Annotated in this window: 16 protein-coding genes; 4 read left to right on the forward strand and 12 right to left on the reverse strand. The window is 71.5% G+C overall.

The genetic code is table 11. The features are described from left to right. Positions 1-66 precede the first annotated feature (66 nt). Positions 67-954 (forward strand): KPN_02809 family neutral zinc metallopeptidase, encoded by an 888-nt coding sequence (gene ypfJ, locus ACKI2N_RS18740; protein WP_420996100.1) that lies wholly within the window; start codon positions 67-69, stop codon positions 952-954. A 296-nt stretch (positions 955-1,250) separates the two neighbouring features. Here the strand turns inward: ypfJ and ACKI2N_RS18745 are convergent, their stop codons facing one another. From ACKI2N_RS18745 to ACKI2N_RS18755, 3 genes are all read right to left on the reverse strand, one after another. Next, positions 1,251-1,562, reverse strand: coding sequence for a hypothetical protein (locus ACKI2N_RS18745; RefSeq protein ID WP_420996101.1), 312 nt, complete (start codon positions 1,560-1,562; stop codon positions 1,251-1,253). A gap of 422 nt (positions 1,563-1,984) precedes the next feature. After that, positions 1,985-2,404 (reverse strand): nucleoside diphosphate kinase regulator, encoded by a 420-nt coding sequence (gene rnk, locus ACKI2N_RS18750; RefSeq protein ID WP_420996102.1) that lies wholly within the window; start codon positions 2,402-2,404, stop codon positions 1,985-1,987. A gap of 586 nt (positions 2,405-2,990) precedes the next feature. Continuing rightward, complete coding sequence (locus ACKI2N_RS18755; RefSeq protein WP_420996103.1) at positions 2,991-3,431, reverse strand: Cd(II)/Pb(II)-responsive transcriptional regulator; 441 nt, start codon at positions 3,429-3,431, stop codon at positions 2,991-2,993. Positions 3,432-3,710: 279 nt separating this feature from the next. Here ACKI2N_RS18755 and ACKI2N_RS18760 point away from each other — a divergent pair, with 279 nt between their 5' ends. Then, positions 3,711-4,106: a hypothetical protein gene (locus ACKI2N_RS18760; protein WP_420996104.1), complete on the forward strand. Its 396-nt coding sequence runs from the start codon at positions 3,711-3,713 to the stop codon at positions 4,104-4,106. 174 nt (positions 4,107-4,280) lie between these two features. Continuing rightward, on the forward strand, positions 4,281-5,159 hold the full coding sequence (gene htpX, locus ACKI2N_RS18765) for a protease HtpX (protein ID WP_420996105.1): 879 nt from the start codon (positions 4,281-4,283) through the stop codon (positions 5,157-5,159). 20 nt (positions 5,160-5,179) lie between these two features. Here htpX and ACKI2N_RS18770 read toward each other — a convergent pair whose 3' ends face one another. From ACKI2N_RS18770 to ACKI2N_RS18780, 3 genes are all read right to left on the reverse strand, one after another. Continuing rightward, positions 5,180-6,187 carry a GlxA family transcriptional regulator gene (locus tag ACKI2N_RS18770; protein ID WP_420996106.1) on the reverse strand — a complete coding sequence of 336 codons (1,008 nt, stop codon included), beginning with the start codon at positions 6,185-6,187 and terminating at the stop codon, positions 5,180-5,182. A 65-nt stretch (positions 6,188-6,252) separates the two neighbouring features. Next, positions 6,253-7,458 (reverse strand): MFS transporter, encoded by a 1,206-nt coding sequence (locus ACKI2N_RS18775; RefSeq protein WP_420996107.1) that lies wholly within the window; start codon positions 7,456-7,458, stop codon positions 6,253-6,255. A gap of 133 nt (positions 7,459-7,591) precedes the next feature. Continuing rightward, positions 7,592-10,885 carry a bifunctional cytochrome P450/NADPH--P450 reductase gene (locus ACKI2N_RS18780; protein WP_420996108.1) on the reverse strand — a complete coding sequence of 1,098 codons (3,294 nt, stop codon included), beginning with the start codon at positions 10,883-10,885 and terminating at the stop codon, positions 7,592-7,594. A 221-nt stretch (positions 10,886-11,106) separates the two neighbouring features. On the opposite strand from ACKI2N_RS18780, the gene ACKI2N_RS18785 reads away from it, so the two are divergent. Beyond that, on the forward strand, positions 11,107-11,781 hold the full coding sequence (locus tag ACKI2N_RS18785) for a TetR family transcriptional regulator (RefSeq protein WP_420996109.1): 675 nt from the start codon (positions 11,107-11,109) through the stop codon (positions 11,779-11,781). A 22-nt stretch (positions 11,782-11,803) separates the two neighbouring features. Here the strand turns inward: ACKI2N_RS18785 and ACKI2N_RS18790 are convergent, their stop codons facing one another. From ACKI2N_RS18790 to ACKI2N_RS18815, 6 genes are all read right to left on the reverse strand, one after another. After that, positions 11,804-12,628, reverse strand: coding sequence for a phosphate/phosphite/phosphonate ABC transporter substrate-binding protein (locus ACKI2N_RS18790; RefSeq protein WP_420996110.1), 825 nt, complete (start codon positions 12,626-12,628; stop codon positions 11,804-11,806). Between the two features lie 18 nt (positions 12,629-12,646). Further along, on the reverse strand, positions 12,647-13,708 hold the full coding sequence (locus ACKI2N_RS18795) for a fatty acid desaturase (protein WP_420996111.1): 1,062 nt from the start codon (positions 13,706-13,708) through the stop codon (positions 12,647-12,649). Positions 13,709-13,937: 229 nt separating this feature from the next. Then, on the reverse strand, positions 13,938-14,345 hold the full coding sequence (arfB, locus tag ACKI2N_RS18800) for an alternative ribosome rescue aminoacyl-tRNA hydrolase ArfB (protein ID WP_420996112.1): 408 nt from the start codon (positions 14,343-14,345) through the stop codon (positions 13,938-13,940). A 58-nt stretch (positions 14,346-14,403) separates the two neighbouring features. After that, a complete protein-coding gene (locus tag ACKI2N_RS18805; protein ID WP_420996113.1) occupies positions 14,404-14,706 on the reverse strand; it encodes a putative quinol monooxygenase in 303 nt (100 codons plus the stop codon). A gap of 132 nt (positions 14,707-14,838) precedes the next feature. After that, positions 14,839-15,822: a Bug family tripartite tricarboxylate transporter substrate binding protein gene (locus tag ACKI2N_RS18810; protein WP_420996114.1), complete on the reverse strand. Its 984-nt coding sequence runs from the start codon at positions 15,820-15,822 to the stop codon at positions 14,839-14,841. A gap of 19 nt (positions 15,823-15,841) precedes the next feature. Beyond that, the gene (locus tag ACKI2N_RS18815) at positions 15,842-17,005 is read right to left on the reverse strand and encodes a CaiB/BaiF CoA transferase family protein (protein ID WP_420996115.1); all 1,164 of its coding nucleotides are present in this window, start codon (positions 17,003-17,005) and stop codon (positions 15,842-15,844) included. Between the last annotated feature and the right edge of the window lie 9 nt (positions 17,006-17,014).

The following is a 17,014-nucleotide window of genomic DNA, read 5'->3' on the forward strand; positions in this document are numbered from 1 at the left end:
GCACGCCGCGGCACGCTTCGTGCCGCGGCCACCGGACACCAGCCAGACCAGCAATGCGGAGCCACCATGCGTCTCGATGACGAAGCCGAAAGCCAGAACATAGAAGACCGCCGCGGCGACGGCGGCGGCGGATTCGGGGGCTTCGGCGCGGGGCCGAAGACGATCGGCATCGGCACCATCATCGTGGCGCTGGCCGCGTCGTATTTCTTCGGCATCGACCCCACCGTGATCATGCAGGGCGCCTCGGTGCTGCAGGGGCAACAGCAGCAGGCGCAGCCGCGCGCGCCCAGCCACCCGCCCGCCAACGACCAGATGACGGTGTTCGTGCGCAAGGTGCTCGGCAATACCGAGCGCACCTGGTCGCATATCTTCGAGACCGATCTCAACCGCCGCTACGCGCCGCCCACGCTGGTGCTGTTTACCGGCGCCACGCCCACCGCGTGCGGCACCGGCCAGTCGGCCATGGGCCCGTTCTACTGTCCCGGCGACCAGAAGGTCTACATCGACCTGGCCTTTTATGACGAACTGCGCAAGCGCTTCGGCGCGGGCGGCGACTTCGCGCAGGCCTATGTGATCGCGCACGAGGTGGGCCACCACGTGCAGAACCTGCTCGGCGTGTCCGGCAAGGTGGACGCCGCGCGCCGCCGCATGGGCGAGGCGCAGGCCAACCAGCTCTCGGTGCGCGTGGAGCTGCAGGCCGACTGCCTGGCCGGCGTGTGGGCCGCCACCGCCGAGCGCATGAACCAGCAACTGCTCGAACCGGGCGACATCGAGGAAGGCCTGAAGGCCGCCGCCGCCATCGGCGACGACCGGCTGCAGCGCCAGGCGCAGGGCTACGTGGTGCCGGAGGCATTCACGCACGGCACCAGCGAGCAGCGCGTGCGCTGGCTGCGCCAGGGCCTCGACAGCGGCGACATCCGCAAGTGCGACACCTTCGCCGCCAAGCAACTGTGAACTGTGAACTGTGATGACGCGCGAACGGCATCGACCGCGTTCAGGCGGGCCGGGATGAGATAGCTGCGGGGAAACTGTGCCGGAAACGGCGCGGGAGCAACCGGTGGCGGACTGGCGGCGGACTGGCGGCGGACTGGCGGGGGGGGAAAAATCACCCGCCCGGCGGGAGAGAGAAGGAGGAGGAGGTCAGCCGGGCGGGTGGGAGATAAAGCGGTGATGCGGTGCGGCAGCACGTTACGGCGTGCCGTAACGCGAGGCGGCCACCTAAGTGACCGCCAGGCGACACGGGCGCCGGGTCAGACCCGGTAGCCGTACAGCGAGCCGTCGCCGGAGCGCGAGTTGTCGAGCGAGGATGCCGCGACTTCGCCGGTGAAGGCGGCATGCCTGCCTTCACTGAAGGAGTCGAACTTGCCCTGGCGCAGGCCGTCGGTGAACGGGTCGAACTTGTCTTTCTTGGCGCCGTCCGTGTACACGTCGGCCTTGCTCAGCGCGTCTGCGTAGACGTCGAACTTGCCGACCTTGCTGCCGGCGGGGGCCGCCAGGGCCGCGGCCGACGAGGCCAGGATCAATGCGCCTAAGGCGCTGCCAAGGATGCGTTTGGCATTCATTTGGGACTCCTTCAACTGATTTATGTATCTTTTTCTGTCTGCTTTGCTGGCTGCCCCGGCAAATCTGTGTTGCGCTGCAGGCACGGACTGAAGATTAGTGGGTTGGGCCGCAACGAGAAATACCACTGCGACGAATGGTGCGTTGTGTGTCGTGAAACGCTGGAAGTGCGGACGAACGGCGTCTTTGCCGCGACGAATGGCGCCCGCGGGACGCGGACGACGGCGGGACGGGGTGGCGCAAAGGCCGCCCCCAGGCGGCGGCCAGCCCAGGCTGGAGGCGGGCTGGCGGGAATCCGGGAGGCGCGCGAAGCGGCATTTTTTCGCCGCCGGCGCGGCATGGCGGCGCGGGCCGGGAACGCCCGCAGGCGGTGTTCCCGAATCTGCGTAATGTGGCGATTGCGGCGATTGCGCCGCTTGCCGATTTACAGCGTGAACTGGCCGTTGGCCTCGGGCTGGAACGACAATTCGAGGACGGTGACTTTCTGCTCGCGCCCGTCCGGCAGGCGGTAGCTCACGCTGTGGCCCGCGCGCGCGCCCAGCAGCGCCTGGCCCACCGGCGACAGCACCGAGAGGCGGCCGGCGTCGAAATCGGCGGTGTCCGGGTAGACCAGCGTCCACTGGCGCGGCGCGGCCTCGCCTTCCAGCGCGCACGTCAGGCTGGAGTTCATGGTCACCACATCCTTCGGAATGGCATCGGCCGGCACGATGGCGGCGCGCTCGAGGATGCTGTCGAGCATCTCGGCCAGCGGCGCCGCGCCGGCGCGGCTGGCGATGCGCTCGAGGCGGGTGACGTCGAGTTCGGTGAGGTAAAGGGTCGGTTGCTGCTTGGATGAAGCCGTCATGGTGGATCCTCGCTCAATGGCGATGCGTGGACCCGGCCCGCGGGCACGGTCCGCGCGGGACCGGCCCGGTGCTGCCAGGTCATGGAATAAGTCGGACCGTCAGGTGCGACGGGAAAAACCGCGAACAGGGGGTGTGGCTTGGCCCGGTTCGGTGCTTGCCTGCGTGCGGGGAGACGTCAGGCGGGGAACCGGGCGGGATCAGGCGGTGCGCTGACCCGGCGGCAGGCCGTGGCCTGTTTGGCTTGCGCGCGCCGTGCCGGCGCTACCCGCGCGCGCGCGCCGGCCTGCCCGGTACGGGCAAGCGTGGCAGCGGTCGGAGCGAGGCAGCGAGGCATCATCGGCGGACGGCAAGAATGTGGTGGGCGGTCTGCAACGCAGACAGCGGATACGAACTGTGGAAAAGCGCGCCGCGGGCGGCATGCGGCGAGAGCGATGGCTCACTCGGGCGCCGCCGGCCGGTTGTCCGGCATGCCCCATCCGCTGCGTTTTCACCGACGTGGCGCGCGGCGCAGGCGCTGCGGAGTCTCCACAGACAAGGGGGATCGTAGCACAGGCGGCGTCTTCTTTTAAGAAGGCGCCACATACGTCAGTGATGGCCCTGGGGGTGCGGATGGCATTCGCAGGCGGCGCCGGCCGCGGCCTGCTGCAGGTTCTGCAGGATGCCGCATTCGCTGGCCGGATGCGGCTGGTCGCAGGTGTGGCGCAGGGCCCGGAGCTGGCCTTCGAGCGCCTCCAGCGCCACGCGCTGGGCATGGATCTGCTCGATCTGGCGGTCCAGCAGCGCGTTGATGTCGTCGCAGGCGAGCGTGGGGTCGCGCTCGAAGTCGCGCAGCCGCCGCACGTCGGACAGGCTCATGCCGAGCGAGCGGCAGTGCCGCACGAAATTGAGCTGCAGCAGGTGGCCGTCGCCATAGCGGCGGTAGCCGTTGTCTTCGCGCTGGGGCGCGTCGAGCAAGCCCTCGCGCTCGTAATAGCGGATGGTTTCCACGTCGCAGCCGCTGTGGCGGGACAGTTCACCGATTCTCATGCCGACTCCGGATGATGCCTGCATCAGGCAGAAGACCCTGTAGTCATTACAGGGTTGCCTTGAGTCTAGTCCATCGCGCCCGGTCCTGCCAGCGCGGCTCGCGGCGCGCCGGTCCGCATCCTGTTCGCGCATGCCGACCTGTCCGGCCTGTACCCCGCGCGCGGCTGCATGCGCATGGCGGCATCCTGTAGAATTCTCGGCACGGTTTCGTGTCGAACATCGTGTCGAGCAATTCGATCCCGATTCGATCCCGCGAATCCGAACCCGACGTCATCCTTCGTGCGCGCCATCCGCCTGTTGCTGCTGCTCCTCATGCTTGCCGTGATGCCCTTCCAGAGCTGGGCAGGCGGCGCCACGTGCGCGGGCGGCAACGCCGGCGCACCGCACGAGCAGGCGTTCGCCGCGGTGGCCGGCGAGAGTGGCGGCCAGGCTGCCGTGATGCTGGCGGCATTCGCCCCGGACGCCGCGGACACCGGCGCCGCCGGCCATGGCGACAGCGACGGCTCCGACGTGAAAGACCCGGCCCAGGGCGGCGCCGACCTGGCCGAATCCCTGCTGCCCGCCGCGCCGCTGCGCTTTGCCGCCGGCCTCGCGCGCGCCGGCGCGCCGTCGCACCGTCCGGGCCTGCTGCCCGATCCCGACCTCCCGCTCCAGCAGCGCCCCCCGAGCGCCTGAGCCCGCGCGCCTGCCTGGCGCGCCCTTCGTTTCCCGCACCTTGCCGCTGGCACCCGTGCGCCGTGCGCGGCGCGCCGCGTGCGCACAGTCAGCGCGATGCGCACGCGCGCAAGGTGCCAGCGCCGCTTTGCCGTTTTTCCCTTCGAACAGACAGACCTTCCTCACAGACAAGAAATGAAACGCGTCCTGCTCTTCCTGGCGACCAACCTCGCCGTCATGCTCGTGCTCAGCTTCACCGCCAGCCTGCTTGGCGTGAACCGCTTCCTGACCAGCAACGGGCTCAATCTCGGCATGCTGCTGGCGTTCGCCGCGCTCATGGGCTTCGGCGGCTCCTTCATCTCGCTGCTGATGTCCAAGACGATCGCCAAGTGGTCCACCGGCGCCCAGGTCATCACGCACCCGAGCAACAGCACCGAACTGTGGCTGGTGCAGACCGTGCAGAAACTGGCCCAGCGCGCCGGCCTGCCGATGCCCGAAGTCGCCATCTACGAAGGCGAACCCAACGCCTTCGCCACCGGCGCCACCAAGAACAGCTCGCTGGTGGCGGTGTCCACCGGCCTGCTGCAAAGCATGTCGCACGACGAGGTGGAAGCCGTGCTGGCGCACGAAGTGGCCCACATCGCCAACGGCGACATGGTCACGCTCACGCTGATCCAGGGCGTGGTCAACACGTTCGTGATCTTCCTGGCGCGCGTGGTCGGCTACTTCGTGGACTCGATGCTGCGCAAGAACGACGAAGAGTCGAGCGGCCCCGGCATCGGCTACATGATCACCGTGGTGGTGTGCGAGATCGTGTTCGGCATCCTGGCCAGCATCATCGTGGCCACCTTCTCGCGCCACCGCGAGTTCCGCGCCGACGCCGGCGCGGCCAGGCTGATGGGCACCCCCACGCCGATGGTGGCCGCGCTGCGCCGCCTCGGCGGCCTGGAGCCCGACGGCCTGCCGCAGAACATGCAGGCGATGGGCATCGCCGGCGGCAAGTCGTGGCTGTCGCTGTTCTCCAGCCACCCGCCGATCGAGCAGCGCATCGCCGCGCTGCAGGGGCAGCGCTGAGCGGGCTTGCGCCCTTCGGGTCATGCGCGGAACGCCGCGCGGTAACGCTCGGGCGTGGTCTGCATGTGCCGCTGGAACGCCTGCCGCATCACGTCGGCATTGGTGAAGCCGGTGGCGCGGGCGATGCCTTCCAGGCGGCGCCCGTCTTTCTCCAGCAGGCGCCGCGCCGCCTCCACCCGCAGCCGCTCCACGTAGCGCGCCGGCGTCTCGCCGACCTGGCGCGCGAACACGCGCGCGAAGTTGCGCGGGCTCATGGCCACGCGCTCGGCCAGCACCGGCACCGACAGGTCGCGCGCCAGGTGCTGCGCCATCCATCCCTGCAATTCCCGCAGTTCCGGGTTCTGCGCGCTCTGCGCCTGCAGCAGCGTGGAGAACTGCGCCTGGTTGCCGGGGCGCTGCAGGAACAGCACCAGCTCGCGCGCCACCGCCAGCGAGGCGGCGTGGCCGAGATCCTCCTGCACCAGCGACAGCGCCAGGTCCATGCCGGCGGTGACGCCGGCCGAGGTATAGAGCTCGCCCGCGCGGATCCAGATCGGGTCGGGGTCGACCTGCACCTGCGGATGCTGCGCGGCCAGCCGCGCGGCGTGGCGCCAGTGCGTGGTGGCGCGGCGCGCGTCGAGCAGGCCGGTGCGCGCCAGCACGAAGGCGCCCGTGCACACGGCGCCGAGCCGGCGCACCCGGGGCGCCTGCGCGCGGATCCACTCGATCAGGCGGGCGTCCCCGGCCGCCGCGCGGTGGCCCGCGCCGCCGGCGATCAGCAAGGTGTCGATGGGGCCCGGCAGCATCTCGCCGATGCGATGGTACGGCGCGTCGGCCAGCAGCCGGATGCCGCTTTCGGTATGCACCACGGCGTCGTCGCGCGCGCTGGCGACGCGGATGTCGTAGGCCGGCACGGTCCTGCCCTCGAGGCGGTTGGCGTGGCCGAAGACCGCGCTCGGTCCGGTCACGTCGAGTTCCTGCGCCGGGTCCGGCGCGACGATCACCACGATGCGGGGCGGATCGTCCGGCAGGGGAAGGCTGGCTGGCATGGCGTCTGGCCCGGGTCGGGAGCCTGTCGGAATGGATGGCCCGTCGATCATACCGGCGCGCGTCTTCATCCGGCCAGCACCGCGCGGCGCGCCACGCCGCGCTGCCAGCCCAGCGTGACCAGCAGCGCCACCGCCAGCGCCGGCAGCACGGCCAGGTTGACCGCCTGCCAGCCATGGCGGTACAGCACCTGTCCGGCCGCCAGCGTGGCGAGCGCGGTCAGCGCCGCGGCGCTGAATTCGGCCAGCGCCTGGGTGCGCGCGCGCTCGGCCGGGCGGTAGCTCTGCGCCAGCAGCGTGGTGCCGCCGATGAACATGAAATTCCAGCCCACGCCCAGGCACAGCAGCGCCACATAGAACGCCGGCACCGCGGTGGACGCCAGCGCCACCAGCGAACCCGCCGCGGCGAGCGCGATGCCGCACATCAGCATCGGCCCGCGGCCGAAGCGCTGCAACAGCCAGCCCGAGAAGAACGACGGCGCGTACATGCCGACCAGGTGCCACTCGATGATCTGCGCGCCCTGGCCGATGGTGTGGCCGCACGCCACCGCGGCAATCGGCGTGGCGGTCATGACGAACATCATCACCGCGTTGCCGATGCCGTTGTTGGCGAAGGCCGCCAGGAACACCGGCTGGCGCGCGATCTGCGCGAGCGGGCGCGCGGGCAGCGCGGCGGCGCTCTCCTGCGCCGCGGCGTGGGCGGGCGCGTCGCGGTAGCCGAGCGCCAGCAGCAGGACCGTGGCCAGCCCGAACCCCGCCACCACCGCGTAGGACCCGGCGAACGGCTGCGCCACCAGCAGGTCGCTGCTCCACGCGGCGATGGCCGGGCCGCACACCGCCGCCACCACGCCGCCGGTGAGCACGGTGGAAATCGCGCGCGGCTTGTCGGCGGCCGGCGCGGCATCGGCCGCGGCCAGCCGGTAGAAGCGCGCGAAGGCCTGGAACACGCCGACCAGCGCGGTGCCCACGCAGAAGGCGGCGAAGTCATGGTGCGAAATGGCCCACACCGACACCAGCCCGCCCGCGCAGCAGGCCATCCCGCCCAGGCAGAACGCCGCGCGGCGGCCCAGGCGCTCGATCAGGAAGGCCGCCGCGATGGCGGTGAAGGCGGACGCCACCGTGATCAGCGCGAACGGCAGCGTCGCCAGCGCCTTGTCCGGCGCCAGCGTGTAGCCGACCAGCCCGGTCAGCGTGAGGTCGACCGACAGGGCCGAGGTGAAGAGAGCCTGGCAGACCGCCAGCAGGCGGGCTTGGGGGATCGCGGGACGTGCCATCGGGGCGCTCCGGTAAAGTCCGGCAAAGGACATGGGGCGTTGGGGATGGCACCGAGCGTAAGGAAAGCGCCGCCGCGCCGGCTGACAATGATCCGCGCAATCCTGCCACGCCGCGGCGGCAGGTCCGTGAGAATCAGTTGAAGACGTCCTGCCGGTAGCGGCCCTGCGCGACCATGCCGGCCAGCCACCCGGACGCCGCCGCTTCCGCCATGCCGCCCTCTGCCGCGGCGATCTCGATCAGCGTGCGGCGCACGGCGGGCGCCATCTGCCGCCCGTCGCCGCACACATAGATGGTGGCGCCGTCGCGCAGCAGCGCCCACACCGCGGCGCGGTCGCGCCACAGCAGGTGCTGCACGAAGCGCCGGTCGGGCGCGCTGCCGGTCGAGTACGCGGCGTGCGCCTGCACCACGCCGGCCTGCTGCCAGCGCGCGATGTCGTCGCGGTACAGCCAGTCGTGCGCGGGATGGCGGCAGCCGTAGTAAAGCTGGCTGGCGGCGACGCGCGCGCCGGCGGCCTGCTGCGCCGCGCGCTCCTCCAGGAAGCCGCGGAACGGCGCGATGCCGGTGCCGGGGCCGACCAGGATCATCGGCCGGGCGGGATCGGCGTCGGGTGCGAACGGCGGGTTCGGCGTGCGGATATTGGCGGCCACCACCGCGCCGGGCGCGAGGCCCTGCAGCCAGGTGGACGCCACGCCGCGGAACATGCCGCGCCCGGACAGCGCGGGCGCCCACACGGTGCCCACCGTGATCGCCGCCACGTCGGGCGACACCGCCGGCGACGACGCGATCGAATAGAAGCGCGGGCGCATCGCCACCGTGCAGGCCAGCAGGCCCGCCAGCGTCAGTTCGATGGCGGGATGGCGCGCCAGCACGTCGGCCAGGCCCAGGCGCGGCGCCGCCACCTGCGCGGCATAGCCCGCGGCGGGATCGTCCGAGCCGAGCTGCTCCAGCGCGGCGCGCGTGTGCGGGCAGCGCGTGTATTGCAGCAGCGTGCGCAGGGTCTGGCGCGACACCACGTCCTGCAGCTCGATGAAATGCGTGAGCAGCTCGCGCACCGGCAGCGCTTCTTCCAGCGGCAGGCCGCGCGCGGCGCCCGCGTGCGCGGCCGACAGCGTCACCATCGCAGCGGGGTCGAGATCGAGCCGCGCGCACAGGTCGTCCACCACGGCCGGCTGGTTCTGCGGATAGACCGCGAGGTGGTCGCCGGTGGCGTAGCGCGCGCCCGGCGGCAATTGCAGCCGGATGTCGCGCGTGGAGGTGCGCGGCGCTTCCTGCGCGAAGTCCCACAGCCCGGCGGGATCGTTGACCAGCTCGGTATTGGCCAGCACCGTGAACGCCTGCGTGGACGGCGGCAGCGTGCCGGCGCGGATGGCGGCAATGTCGCGCAGCCGCACCTCGATCGCGCCGGCCGCGGCGGCGGGCGCGTCCGGCCCGGCGCCCTGCGCTTCGCGCAGCGCCTGCAGCGCCTGCCACAGCGCGGCCAGCCATTGCTCGGCGGCGTGGTCGAAGTCGCCGTTGCCGTCGGCCTCGCCGCGCGCCAGCAGCGGCGTGGCGCCGGCCGCGTCGAAGAACGCCTGCACGCGCCGGGGAAACGCCTGGTAGGTGGCCCATTGCGAGTTGCCGCAGCCGAGCACGGCAAAGCGCAGGCCGGGCGCGCGGTAGCCCGAAGGCGCCTGCGCCTGCGCATCGAGCATGGCCTCGAAGCGGCGCGCCGAATCGGGCGCGCGGCCGTTGTAGGTGGCCGCCACGATCACGGCCAGCCCCGCGGTGGGCAAGGCATCCACCGCTGCGTCGAGATCGCGCAGCGTGGCGGCGAAGCCGGCCTGCAGCGCGCCCGCGTGGATCTGCTCGGCCAGCTCGCGCGCGGTGCCCAGGCTCGAGCCGCACAGCACGGCCAGCGGCTGGCCGTCGCCGCGCACCGCGGGGCGCGCGGCGTGCGCGCCGGCCGCGCTGGGCTGCGCGGCGGCGATGCGCTCGTGCGGGCGGCGCCGGCGCGCGCGCAGCGTGAAGCCGTCGGGCTTGAGCGTGAGCGTTTCCTTGATGCGGAACTGATAATCGTGCGGATCGCTGAACTGGAAGTTGCGCAGCATCAGCGCCAGCGCCAGCTTGGCCTCGGTCAGCGCGAACTGCCGCCCGATGCAGGCGCGCTCGCCGTTGCCGAACGGCTTGTAGGCGTGCGGATGGATGCGCGCCTCGTTCTCGGGCAGGAAGCGGTCGATGTCGAAGCGGTCCGGATCGGCCCACACCTTGGGGTCGCGGTGCAGCCCGGTGAGCACCACCGAGAGGCGGCGGTCCTTCCTGATGAGGTAGCGCCCGCCCAGCAGCGTGTCCTCGAACGGCGCCACCGAGAAGCCCGGCGCGGTCGGCCACAGCCGCAGCGTTTCCTTGAGCACGCGGTCGATCACCTGCAGGCGCGCCAGGTCGGCGTAGACCGGCGGCGCGTCGCCGGGCAGCACGGCGTCCACCTCGGCATAGGCCTGCGCCAGCACGCCGGGATGGCGCATCAGCTCGTACAGCGCGAAGGTCAGCATGCCGCTGGTGGTCTCGTGCCCGGCGATCAGGAAGGTGATGACCTGGTTGCGGATGTTCACGTCGTCCAGGCGCTCGCCGCTCTCGGGGTCGCGCGCGTCGAGCATCAGGTTGAGCAGGTCGGGCTCGGGCGCCTGGCCGCGCGCGGCGGCGGCGCGGCGTTGCCGGACCACGTCGTCGACCAGCTCGCGCATGAAGCCGACGTCGGCGGCGAACTTGCGGTGCGCCGCGTGCATGAACTTGTCCTTGATGGCCATGCGCGTGAGCTTGCCCATCGCCTCCTCGAGCGCGCCGACCATCGCGTCGATGAACGGATGCAGCTGCGCGCTGGCGAAGGAATCGAAGTCGTAGCCGAAGCCGGACAGCGCGATGGTGTCGAGCGTGAGCCGCGTCATGTCGTCGGCCACCGCGATGTCGGCGTCGGGGCCCTGGCGCTCCCACTTGCCGACCAGCCGGTTGGCCACGCGCAGCATCACGTCGAAGTAACCCTTCATGGCGCGCTGGCTGAAGGCCGGCATCAGGATGCGGTGCGCGCGGCCCCAGTTCTGCTCGCCGTGGTCGGCGGTAAACAGGCCGTCGCCGCCGACGTCGCGCAGGTAGGACAGCGGCGGGCCGATCAGCTTGCGGAAGCGCCGCTCGTCGGACAGCTCGGCCACCAGCCCGGCATCGCTGACGAAGGCCACGCGCCGGCCGGCGAAGTTCAGCTCGAAGATGCCGTCGAACTCGCGGCTGCGCGCCAGCAGGTGCTGGGCGACCATGCCCGGCGTGACCTGCAGCAGGTTGCCGACCACCGGCCAGCCGGGCGCCTGCGGAATCGGTTCGGGCGGGCGCGCGGCCGGCGCGGCGGCGGCGGCAGTGGTGGCGTCGGCGGCGGATGCCGGGTTGGAGGCTGGCTGCATGTTCAGGTCACCGTTCGGAAGCGGCGTGCAAGGCGCCGGGGTTGTCTCGCGTTCGTTGTTCTTGTGGGCGTAGACAAATGTCTACTTTTGCAGCAAAGTAGACGAATGTAGACCGAGTGTCAATTCCAAACCGGCATTTCACGGCAGGTGCGCGCAACGGGCGGCACGGCCGTGCGCCGGCTTGCGCCGCCACGATATTGCAGACAAAGAGACGCCAAACCATGGACGACGTTGCCGCCGGCAAACGCAAACTGATCGACGCCGCGCTGCGCCTGGCCGCCGCGCGGCGCAGCTTCGCCGGCCTGGGCCTGCGCGAGCTCGCGCGCGAAGCGGGGCTCAACCCCAACACCTTCTACCGCCATTTCCGCGACATGGAAGACCTGGCGCTGACCGCCGTGGCCGAGGTGGGCGGCGAGCTGCGCCCGATGCTGCGCGCGGTGCGCTGGGCGGCGGCGCGCGACAACCCGGACGAGGTGGCCGCGCGCGCGTGCGCGGCCTTCTTCGCCTACGCCGAGGCGCACCGGGATGCCTTTTTCGTCGGCGTGTGCGGCAGCACCGGGCCACAGCCGGCGCTGCGCGACGCGGTGCGCCAGCTGCTGGCCGACATCGCCGCCGAGATGGCGGAGGACATCGAGCGGCTGGGGCTTTGCCCGGGCCTGCCGCGCGCGGCCATCGACGACCTCTCCGGCTACGTGGTGTCCTACCTGTTCCACCTGTCGACCGATTATCTCGAAGACGACGCGGCGGGCCGGCGCCGGCGCGTGGAGCAGTCGCGGCAACTGGTGTGCTGGCTATTGCATGGCGCCGCCGAGCAGCAGCGCGGGCTGGCGCATGCCCAGGCCGCCGCGCCGGCGGCGGGACGCAAGCGCAAGCCGCCGCCGGGCGTGCCGCATTGAACGCGGCGGCGGGCGCCGCCGCTCAGGCCAGCCGCGCGTAGCCGGCCGCCGCCGCGGCGCGCGCCATGTGCGCCACCGGCGCGTAGTGCGCGAAGCCGGTGCTGGCGATGCCGCGCAGGCGCAGCCGTTGCGCCAGCGCGGGCTCGGCATCGATCACCTGCGCCAGCACGTCGCCCACGCGCGCGCTCAGCGCCGGACTCGCATGGCGCGAGCTCACCAGCGGCAGGCCGGGCGCGGCCGCGGTGCTGGCGATCTGGCGCAGCGGCGCCAGCCGTGCGGGCAGGTGATCGCGCGCGAAGGCCAGCGTGACGCAATCGATGGCCGCCACGTCGGCATCGCCGCGCGCCACGGCATCGAGCGAAGCCAGGTGCGAACCGGTGCGCAGCGCCGCGGCGAAGAAACGTCCGCCTTGCGCCAGCGGCGCCACCGCGTGGCGCAGCGCGTTCATGCCGCTGTGCGAAGCCTCGTCGTTGTACGCCACGCGCAGCCCGCGGCATTCGGCCAGGCTGTCCGGGCCGCCGGCGCGCGTCACGATCGCGCTGCGGTAGCGCTCGCCCTCGCAGCCGGGCGCGTCGAACAGCGGCGTGCCGATCACGCGCACGTGGCGCTGCAGCCCCTGCACCAGCGGGTAGCCGCAGGTCTGCGACAGCAGCAGGTCCGGGCGGCGCCAGAAATCCTGCAACTGCGCGTGCGTGGCGCCGGGCTCGACCGCGCGCAGGAACAGCGGATCGCGCCCGCGCGCGAGCCCTTCCGCCACGCGCGCGATCAGTGCCAGCCAGTCCTCGCGCAGCGCGGGCGATACGTTGTACATGGGCAGCGCGGCCACCCAGTGCTTGCGGTCATCCATCCGGTCATCCATGCGCGCTCACCCCGTCAGCCGTGCCCGCGCGTCGTTGCCGGCCCGCCTGCCCGCCGCAACCGGCGTTGCCGGCGTTGCCGGCGCGGCCGGCGTGACCGCGGCGGCGGTGCCGCCGCGCCGCGGGCCGCGGAACAGCGGGTGCACCACCGGCGCGGCCGGACGCAGCGCGAAGCGCGCCAGCCATTCGCCGTAGCCGTTCACCACGAAGCCGCCGCTGCGCCGCCGGTAGCCGGCCTCGCGGGCGCGATAGACACGGCCCAGCGCAAACCACGGCACCACCGGCAGATCATGGTGGACGAGGTGGAAGTTGTTGTTGAGGAACAGCAGGCGCCACGGCCATGCCGCCTCGTTGAGCACGCTGCGCCGCGCCGGCAGCGCGTGCGGGCGGTGCTCCTGGAACGAGCGCACCGACGACAGCGACAGCGCCGGATACGCCACGCCCGCCAGCATCAGCCACGGCGCGATGCCGCACACGCGGTCGAGCCACGCCAGCAGCGCGGCCAGCGCGAGCAGGTGCGCGGCCCACATCGGCAGGTCGCGCAGGTCGCCGGCGCGCAAGCGGCGCGCCGCGTCGGCCGCCGTGCGCGCGATGGCGAAGGCCGGGCCCAGCAGCACGCGCCCCGCCATGGTGTTGCGCCAGCGCAGCAGCGTGCGCAGCAGCGGGCCGGCGGCCTGCCAGTCGCCCGGCAGCAGGAAATAGCTCTCCGGATCGGCGCCGGGGTGGGTGAGATCGTCGTGCGCGTGATGCTGCAGGTGTTCGCGCCGATAGAGGCCATACGGAAACCACACCGCCAGCGGCGCCATGCCGAACAGCGCGTTGAGCCACGGCAGGCGCGTGGGATGGCCGTGCAGCAGCTCGTGCTGCAGCGACATGTACCAGGTGGTGGCGAGCGCCAGCAGCGCCAGCGCGAGCGGCAGGCCCAGCCGGGCCGCGTTGAGGGCGGCGCCGAACCACAGCGCGTAGACCGCCGCGATCAGCAGCCAGGTGGGAAGCTCGGTGCGCCAGAGCCAGGCGCGGCTGGCGCGCGCGATCTCCGCGCGCTGGATGTCGTCCAGGTAGATTGCCATGGCTGCGTCATCGTTGAACGGTGGCGGGTTGCACGGCAAGCGAGGCGATGCGGACACCCAGGGCATCCCCGTTGCCGGCGCCGCCCGTGTGGCGCCCGGCGCGAGGATGTCAGTCCAGCTTACGCGCCATGGCGCAAAACGGAACGAAGGAAAGCCGATATGGATATGCGCGCCCGGGAGCCGGCACGCGCATGCGATGCAAGCGGCGCGCCGGCAGCGCGCCACGGGCTCAGTCGAGCACCTTGCCGCGCATGGCCTTGACCTGGCTGCGCTGGCTTTTCCCTTCCAGCCGCCGCATGCGCGAGCCGAAGGTGGGACGCGTGGGGCGCCGCGCGCGCGGCGGCGTGGCCACGCTGCGCACCAGTTCGTGCAGGCGCCGCACGGCTTCCTCGCGGTTCATCTCCAGGCTGCGGTGCTGCTGCGCCTTGATCACCACCACGCCGTCGCGCGTGATGCGGTGGTCATGCAATTGCAGCAGGCGCGCCTTGTGGTCCTCGTCCAGCGATGCCGACGCGCGCACGTCGAAGCGCAGGTGAACCGCGTTGGACACCTTGTTGATGTTCTGCCCGCCCGCGCCCTGCGCGCGGATCGCGGTGATCTCGTACTCGGTGTGGGGGATGACGGTTTCGCTCGGCATCGGGCAATGATAGCAAGCGCGCCGCCCGGGCGTGGCGGGCAGCGCCCGCCGGGGCCGGTCAGGCGACCGCCGCGAGCTTCACGATGTGCAGGCTGGCGCGGCCCTCCAGCACCTTGCCCAGCGCGGCAAGCGCCGCGCCGCGCCCGTGCTGCGCGAGCGCGTCTTCGTCGCGCCAGCGCTCCAGCATCACGAAGCGGCCGGCGTCGTCCAGGTCGCGATGCAGTTCGTAATATTCGCAGCCGGGCTCCAGGCGCACCTGCGCGACGGCCTGGCGCAGCGCGTCCTCGACGAGCTGCCGGTGGGCCGGCTCGGGCACGATGGTGGCGACCACCGCCACGGGTGGCTTGCGGGATTCGCTCATGATGGCTCCTGTCTGGTATGCAAAGGACATGCGGAGCCCCGATCATCCCCCAATCCGCGCCAACGGAAAATGCGCCGGAGCGCAAAAGAGTTTCCGCGATTCGGCGCAAATGATCCGTCCCCGGCCGGCGTGCTAGTCGACCTGCGCGTTGGAGCGCTTCACCACCGCGGTCCACTTCTGGATCTCGCCGTTGACGAAGCGCGGCAACTGCGCCGTGTCGAGCCGGGCGATCTCCAGCCCCTGCTCCGCCAGCTTCTTCTGCACGCCCGGATCCTGCATCACCGCCTGCATCGACCTGGTCAGCCGGTTGCGCACTTCTTCGTCCATCCCGGCCGGGCCGGCAAGCATGAACCAGGCGGTCAGGTCGAAGCCGGGATAGCCCGATTCGGCCACGGTCGGCACCTCGGGCGCGCTCACCGAGCGCTGCTGGCTGCTGACGGCCAGCGCGCGCAGCTTGTGCGCCTTGAGGTAAGGCAGCACCGCGACCGGGTGGTAGAACATGAAGTCCACCTGCCCGCCCAGCACGGCCGTCAGCGCCTGCCCGCCTTCCTTGAACGGCACGTGCGTCATGTTGATGCCGGCCATGGACTTGAGCAGCTCGCCGGCGAGATGGCCGGAGGTGCCGCTGCCGGCCGAGCCGAACGACAGCTTGTCCGGATTGGCGCGCGCATAGGCCACCAGCTCGGCCAGCGTCTTGTACGGCGCGTCGGCGCGCACCACCAGCAGCGTCGGCGTGTAGCCGGGCATGGCCAGATACGAGAAGTCCTTGGCCGGGTCGTACGGCAGGTTGCGGTAGAGCGCCTTGTTGATGGCCAGCGTGCCCACCGTGCCGAACGTCAGCGTGTAGCCGTCGCCCTTGGACTTGGCCACGTAGTCGGTGCCGATGGCGCCGCCGGCGCCGGCCTTGTTTTCCACCACGAAAGGCTGGCCGAGCTTCTTCGCCATCGCCTCGCCGAGGATGCGCGCGGTGATGTCGGTCGAGGTGCCGCCGCCGAACGGCACCACCAGCCGCACCGGCCGCGACGGATAGTCCTGCCCCTGCCCCTGCCCCTGTGCCTGCGCGAGGCCGGCGCCGCAGCTCATGGCCAGCATGGCGGCCATCATTATCTTTTTCATGTCTCCTCCTGTTTTCGGCTTACCTGGAATCGGTTTGCGCCGTGCTTCGCGTTCGCGCCAGCGCGGCGCGCACCTCGTCGTTGTGTTCGCCCAGCAGCGGCGGCGCCGTGACCTCGAGCGGGCGCTCGCCGTCGAACGACACCGGGCTGCGCACGGTCTTGAACTCGCCCAGCGTGGGATGCGTGCCCGTGACCAGCAGCTGCAGGTGCCTGGCCTGCGGGTCTTCCAGCGCTTCGCTGGTGTCGTACATCGGCGCGTGCGGCACGTCCTCGGCCTGCAGCCGCTCGCACCATTGTGCGCGCGTGCGCTGGCGGAACAGGCCGCCGAGCAGGTCGATCAGCGCCTCCTGGTTGGCGATGCGCTGCTCGCGCGAGGCGAAACGCGCGTCGGTGAACAAGGCCGGGCGCTCGATCGCGTTGGCCAGCCCCTGCCAGAACTTCTCGGGCGAGGACATATGCAGCGCGATCCATTTGCCGTCCGCGCATTCCAGCACGTAGGACTGCGACACGCTGGGCCGGCTGTACGGGCCCATCACCTCGCCGGCCGCATAGTAATGCGTGAACGCGTCGAGGTTGAAGTGGCTCATTGCCTCCAGCATCGACACCTCGACCTTGCGGCCCACGCCGGTGCGGTTGCGCTCGTGCAGCGCGCCGAGGATGCCGTAGGCGGCGTAGAAGCCGGTCATCGCGTCGGCGATGGCGGGGCCGACCACGCGCGGGTTCGCCGGGTTGACCAGCAGGTTCAGGAAGCCGCTGGCCGCCTGCGCGACCGTGTCGTAGCTCGGGCGCGAGGCGGCCGGGCCGGTCGCGCCGAAGCCGCTGATGGCGCAGTAGATCAGGCGCGGGTTGAGCGCGCGCAGCCGTTCCTCGCCGGCGCCCAGGCGCTCGGCGGCGCCGGGGCGGAAGTTCTGGATGTAGACGTCGGCCTCGCGCACGAGGTCGTCGAAGACCGCCAGGTCCTCGGCGTTCTTGGTGTTGAGCGTGATGCTGCGCTTGTTGCGGTTGTAGGTCTGGAAATGCGGGCTGTACAGGCCGCCCTTGAAGGCGCGGAACGGATCGCCCGTGTCCGGCTGCTCCAGCTTGACGACGTCGGCGCCGAGGTCGCCCAGCAGCATGCCGGCGGCGGGCCCGGTGATGAACGTGCCTTGCTCCAGGACTTTCACGCCCTGCAGGACTTTGATCATGGCTGCGGC

This window comes from Cupriavidus sp. 30B13 (genome assembly GCF_049059565.2).
Classification (GTDB): Bacteria; Pseudomonadota; Gammaproteobacteria; order Burkholderiales; family Burkholderiaceae; genus Cupriavidus.

Coding starts and splice junctions, on each gene's coding strand:
- ACKI2N_RS18745 (WP_420996101.1), bottom strand. CDS start 1,562: ATGAATGCCAAACGCATCCTTGGCAGCGCCTTAGGCGCATTGATCCTG.
- ACKI2N_RS18795 (WP_420996111.1), bottom strand. CDS start 13,708: ATGGCAATCTACCTGGACGACATCCAGCGCGCGGAGATCGCGCGCGCC.
- ypfJ (WP_420996100.1), top strand. CDS start 67: ATGCGTCTCGATGACGAAGCCGAAAGCCAGAACATAGAAGACCGCCGC.
- ACKI2N_RS18810 (WP_420996114.1), bottom strand. CDS start 15,822: ATGAAAAAGATAATGATGGCCGCCATGCTGGCCATGAGCTGCGGCGCC.
- ACKI2N_RS18770 (WP_420996106.1), bottom strand. CDS start 6,187: ATGCCAGCCAGCCTTCCCCTGCCGGACGATCCGCCCCGCATCGTGGTG.
- ACKI2N_RS18790 (WP_420996110.1), bottom strand. CDS start 12,628: ATGGATGACCGCAAGCACTGGGTGGCCGCGCTGCCCATGTACAACGTA.
- ACKI2N_RS18815 (WP_420996115.1), bottom strand. CDS start 17,005: ATGATCAAAGTCCTGCAGGGCGTGAAAGTCCTGGAGCAAGGCACGTTC.
- ACKI2N_RS18805 (WP_420996113.1), bottom strand. CDS start 14,706: ATGAGCGAATCCCGCAAGCCACCCGTGGCGGTGGTCGCCACCATCGTG.
- rnk (WP_420996102.1), bottom strand. CDS start 2,404: ATGACGGCTTCATCCAAGCAGCAACCGACCCTTTACCTCACCGAACTC.
- ACKI2N_RS18775 (WP_420996107.1), bottom strand. CDS start 7,458: ATGGCACGTCCCGCGATCCCCCAAGCCCGCCTGCTGGCGGTCTGCCAG.
- ACKI2N_RS18755 (WP_420996103.1), bottom strand. CDS start 3,431: ATGAGAATCGGTGAACTGTCCCGCCACAGCGGCTGCGACGTGGAAACC.
- ACKI2N_RS18785 (WP_420996109.1), top strand. CDS start 11,107: ATGGACGACGTTGCCGCCGGCAAACGCAAACTGATCGACGCCGCGCTG.
- arfB (WP_420996112.1), bottom strand. CDS start 14,345: ATGCCGAGCGAAACCGTCATCCCCCACACCGAGTACGAGATCACCGCG.
- htpX (WP_420996105.1), top strand. CDS start 4,281: ATGAAACGCGTCCTGCTCTTCCTGGCGACCAACCTCGCCGTCATGCTC.
- ACKI2N_RS18780 (WP_420996108.1), bottom strand. CDS start 10,885: ATGCAGCCAGCCTCCAACCCGGCATCCGCCGCCGACGCCACCACTGCC.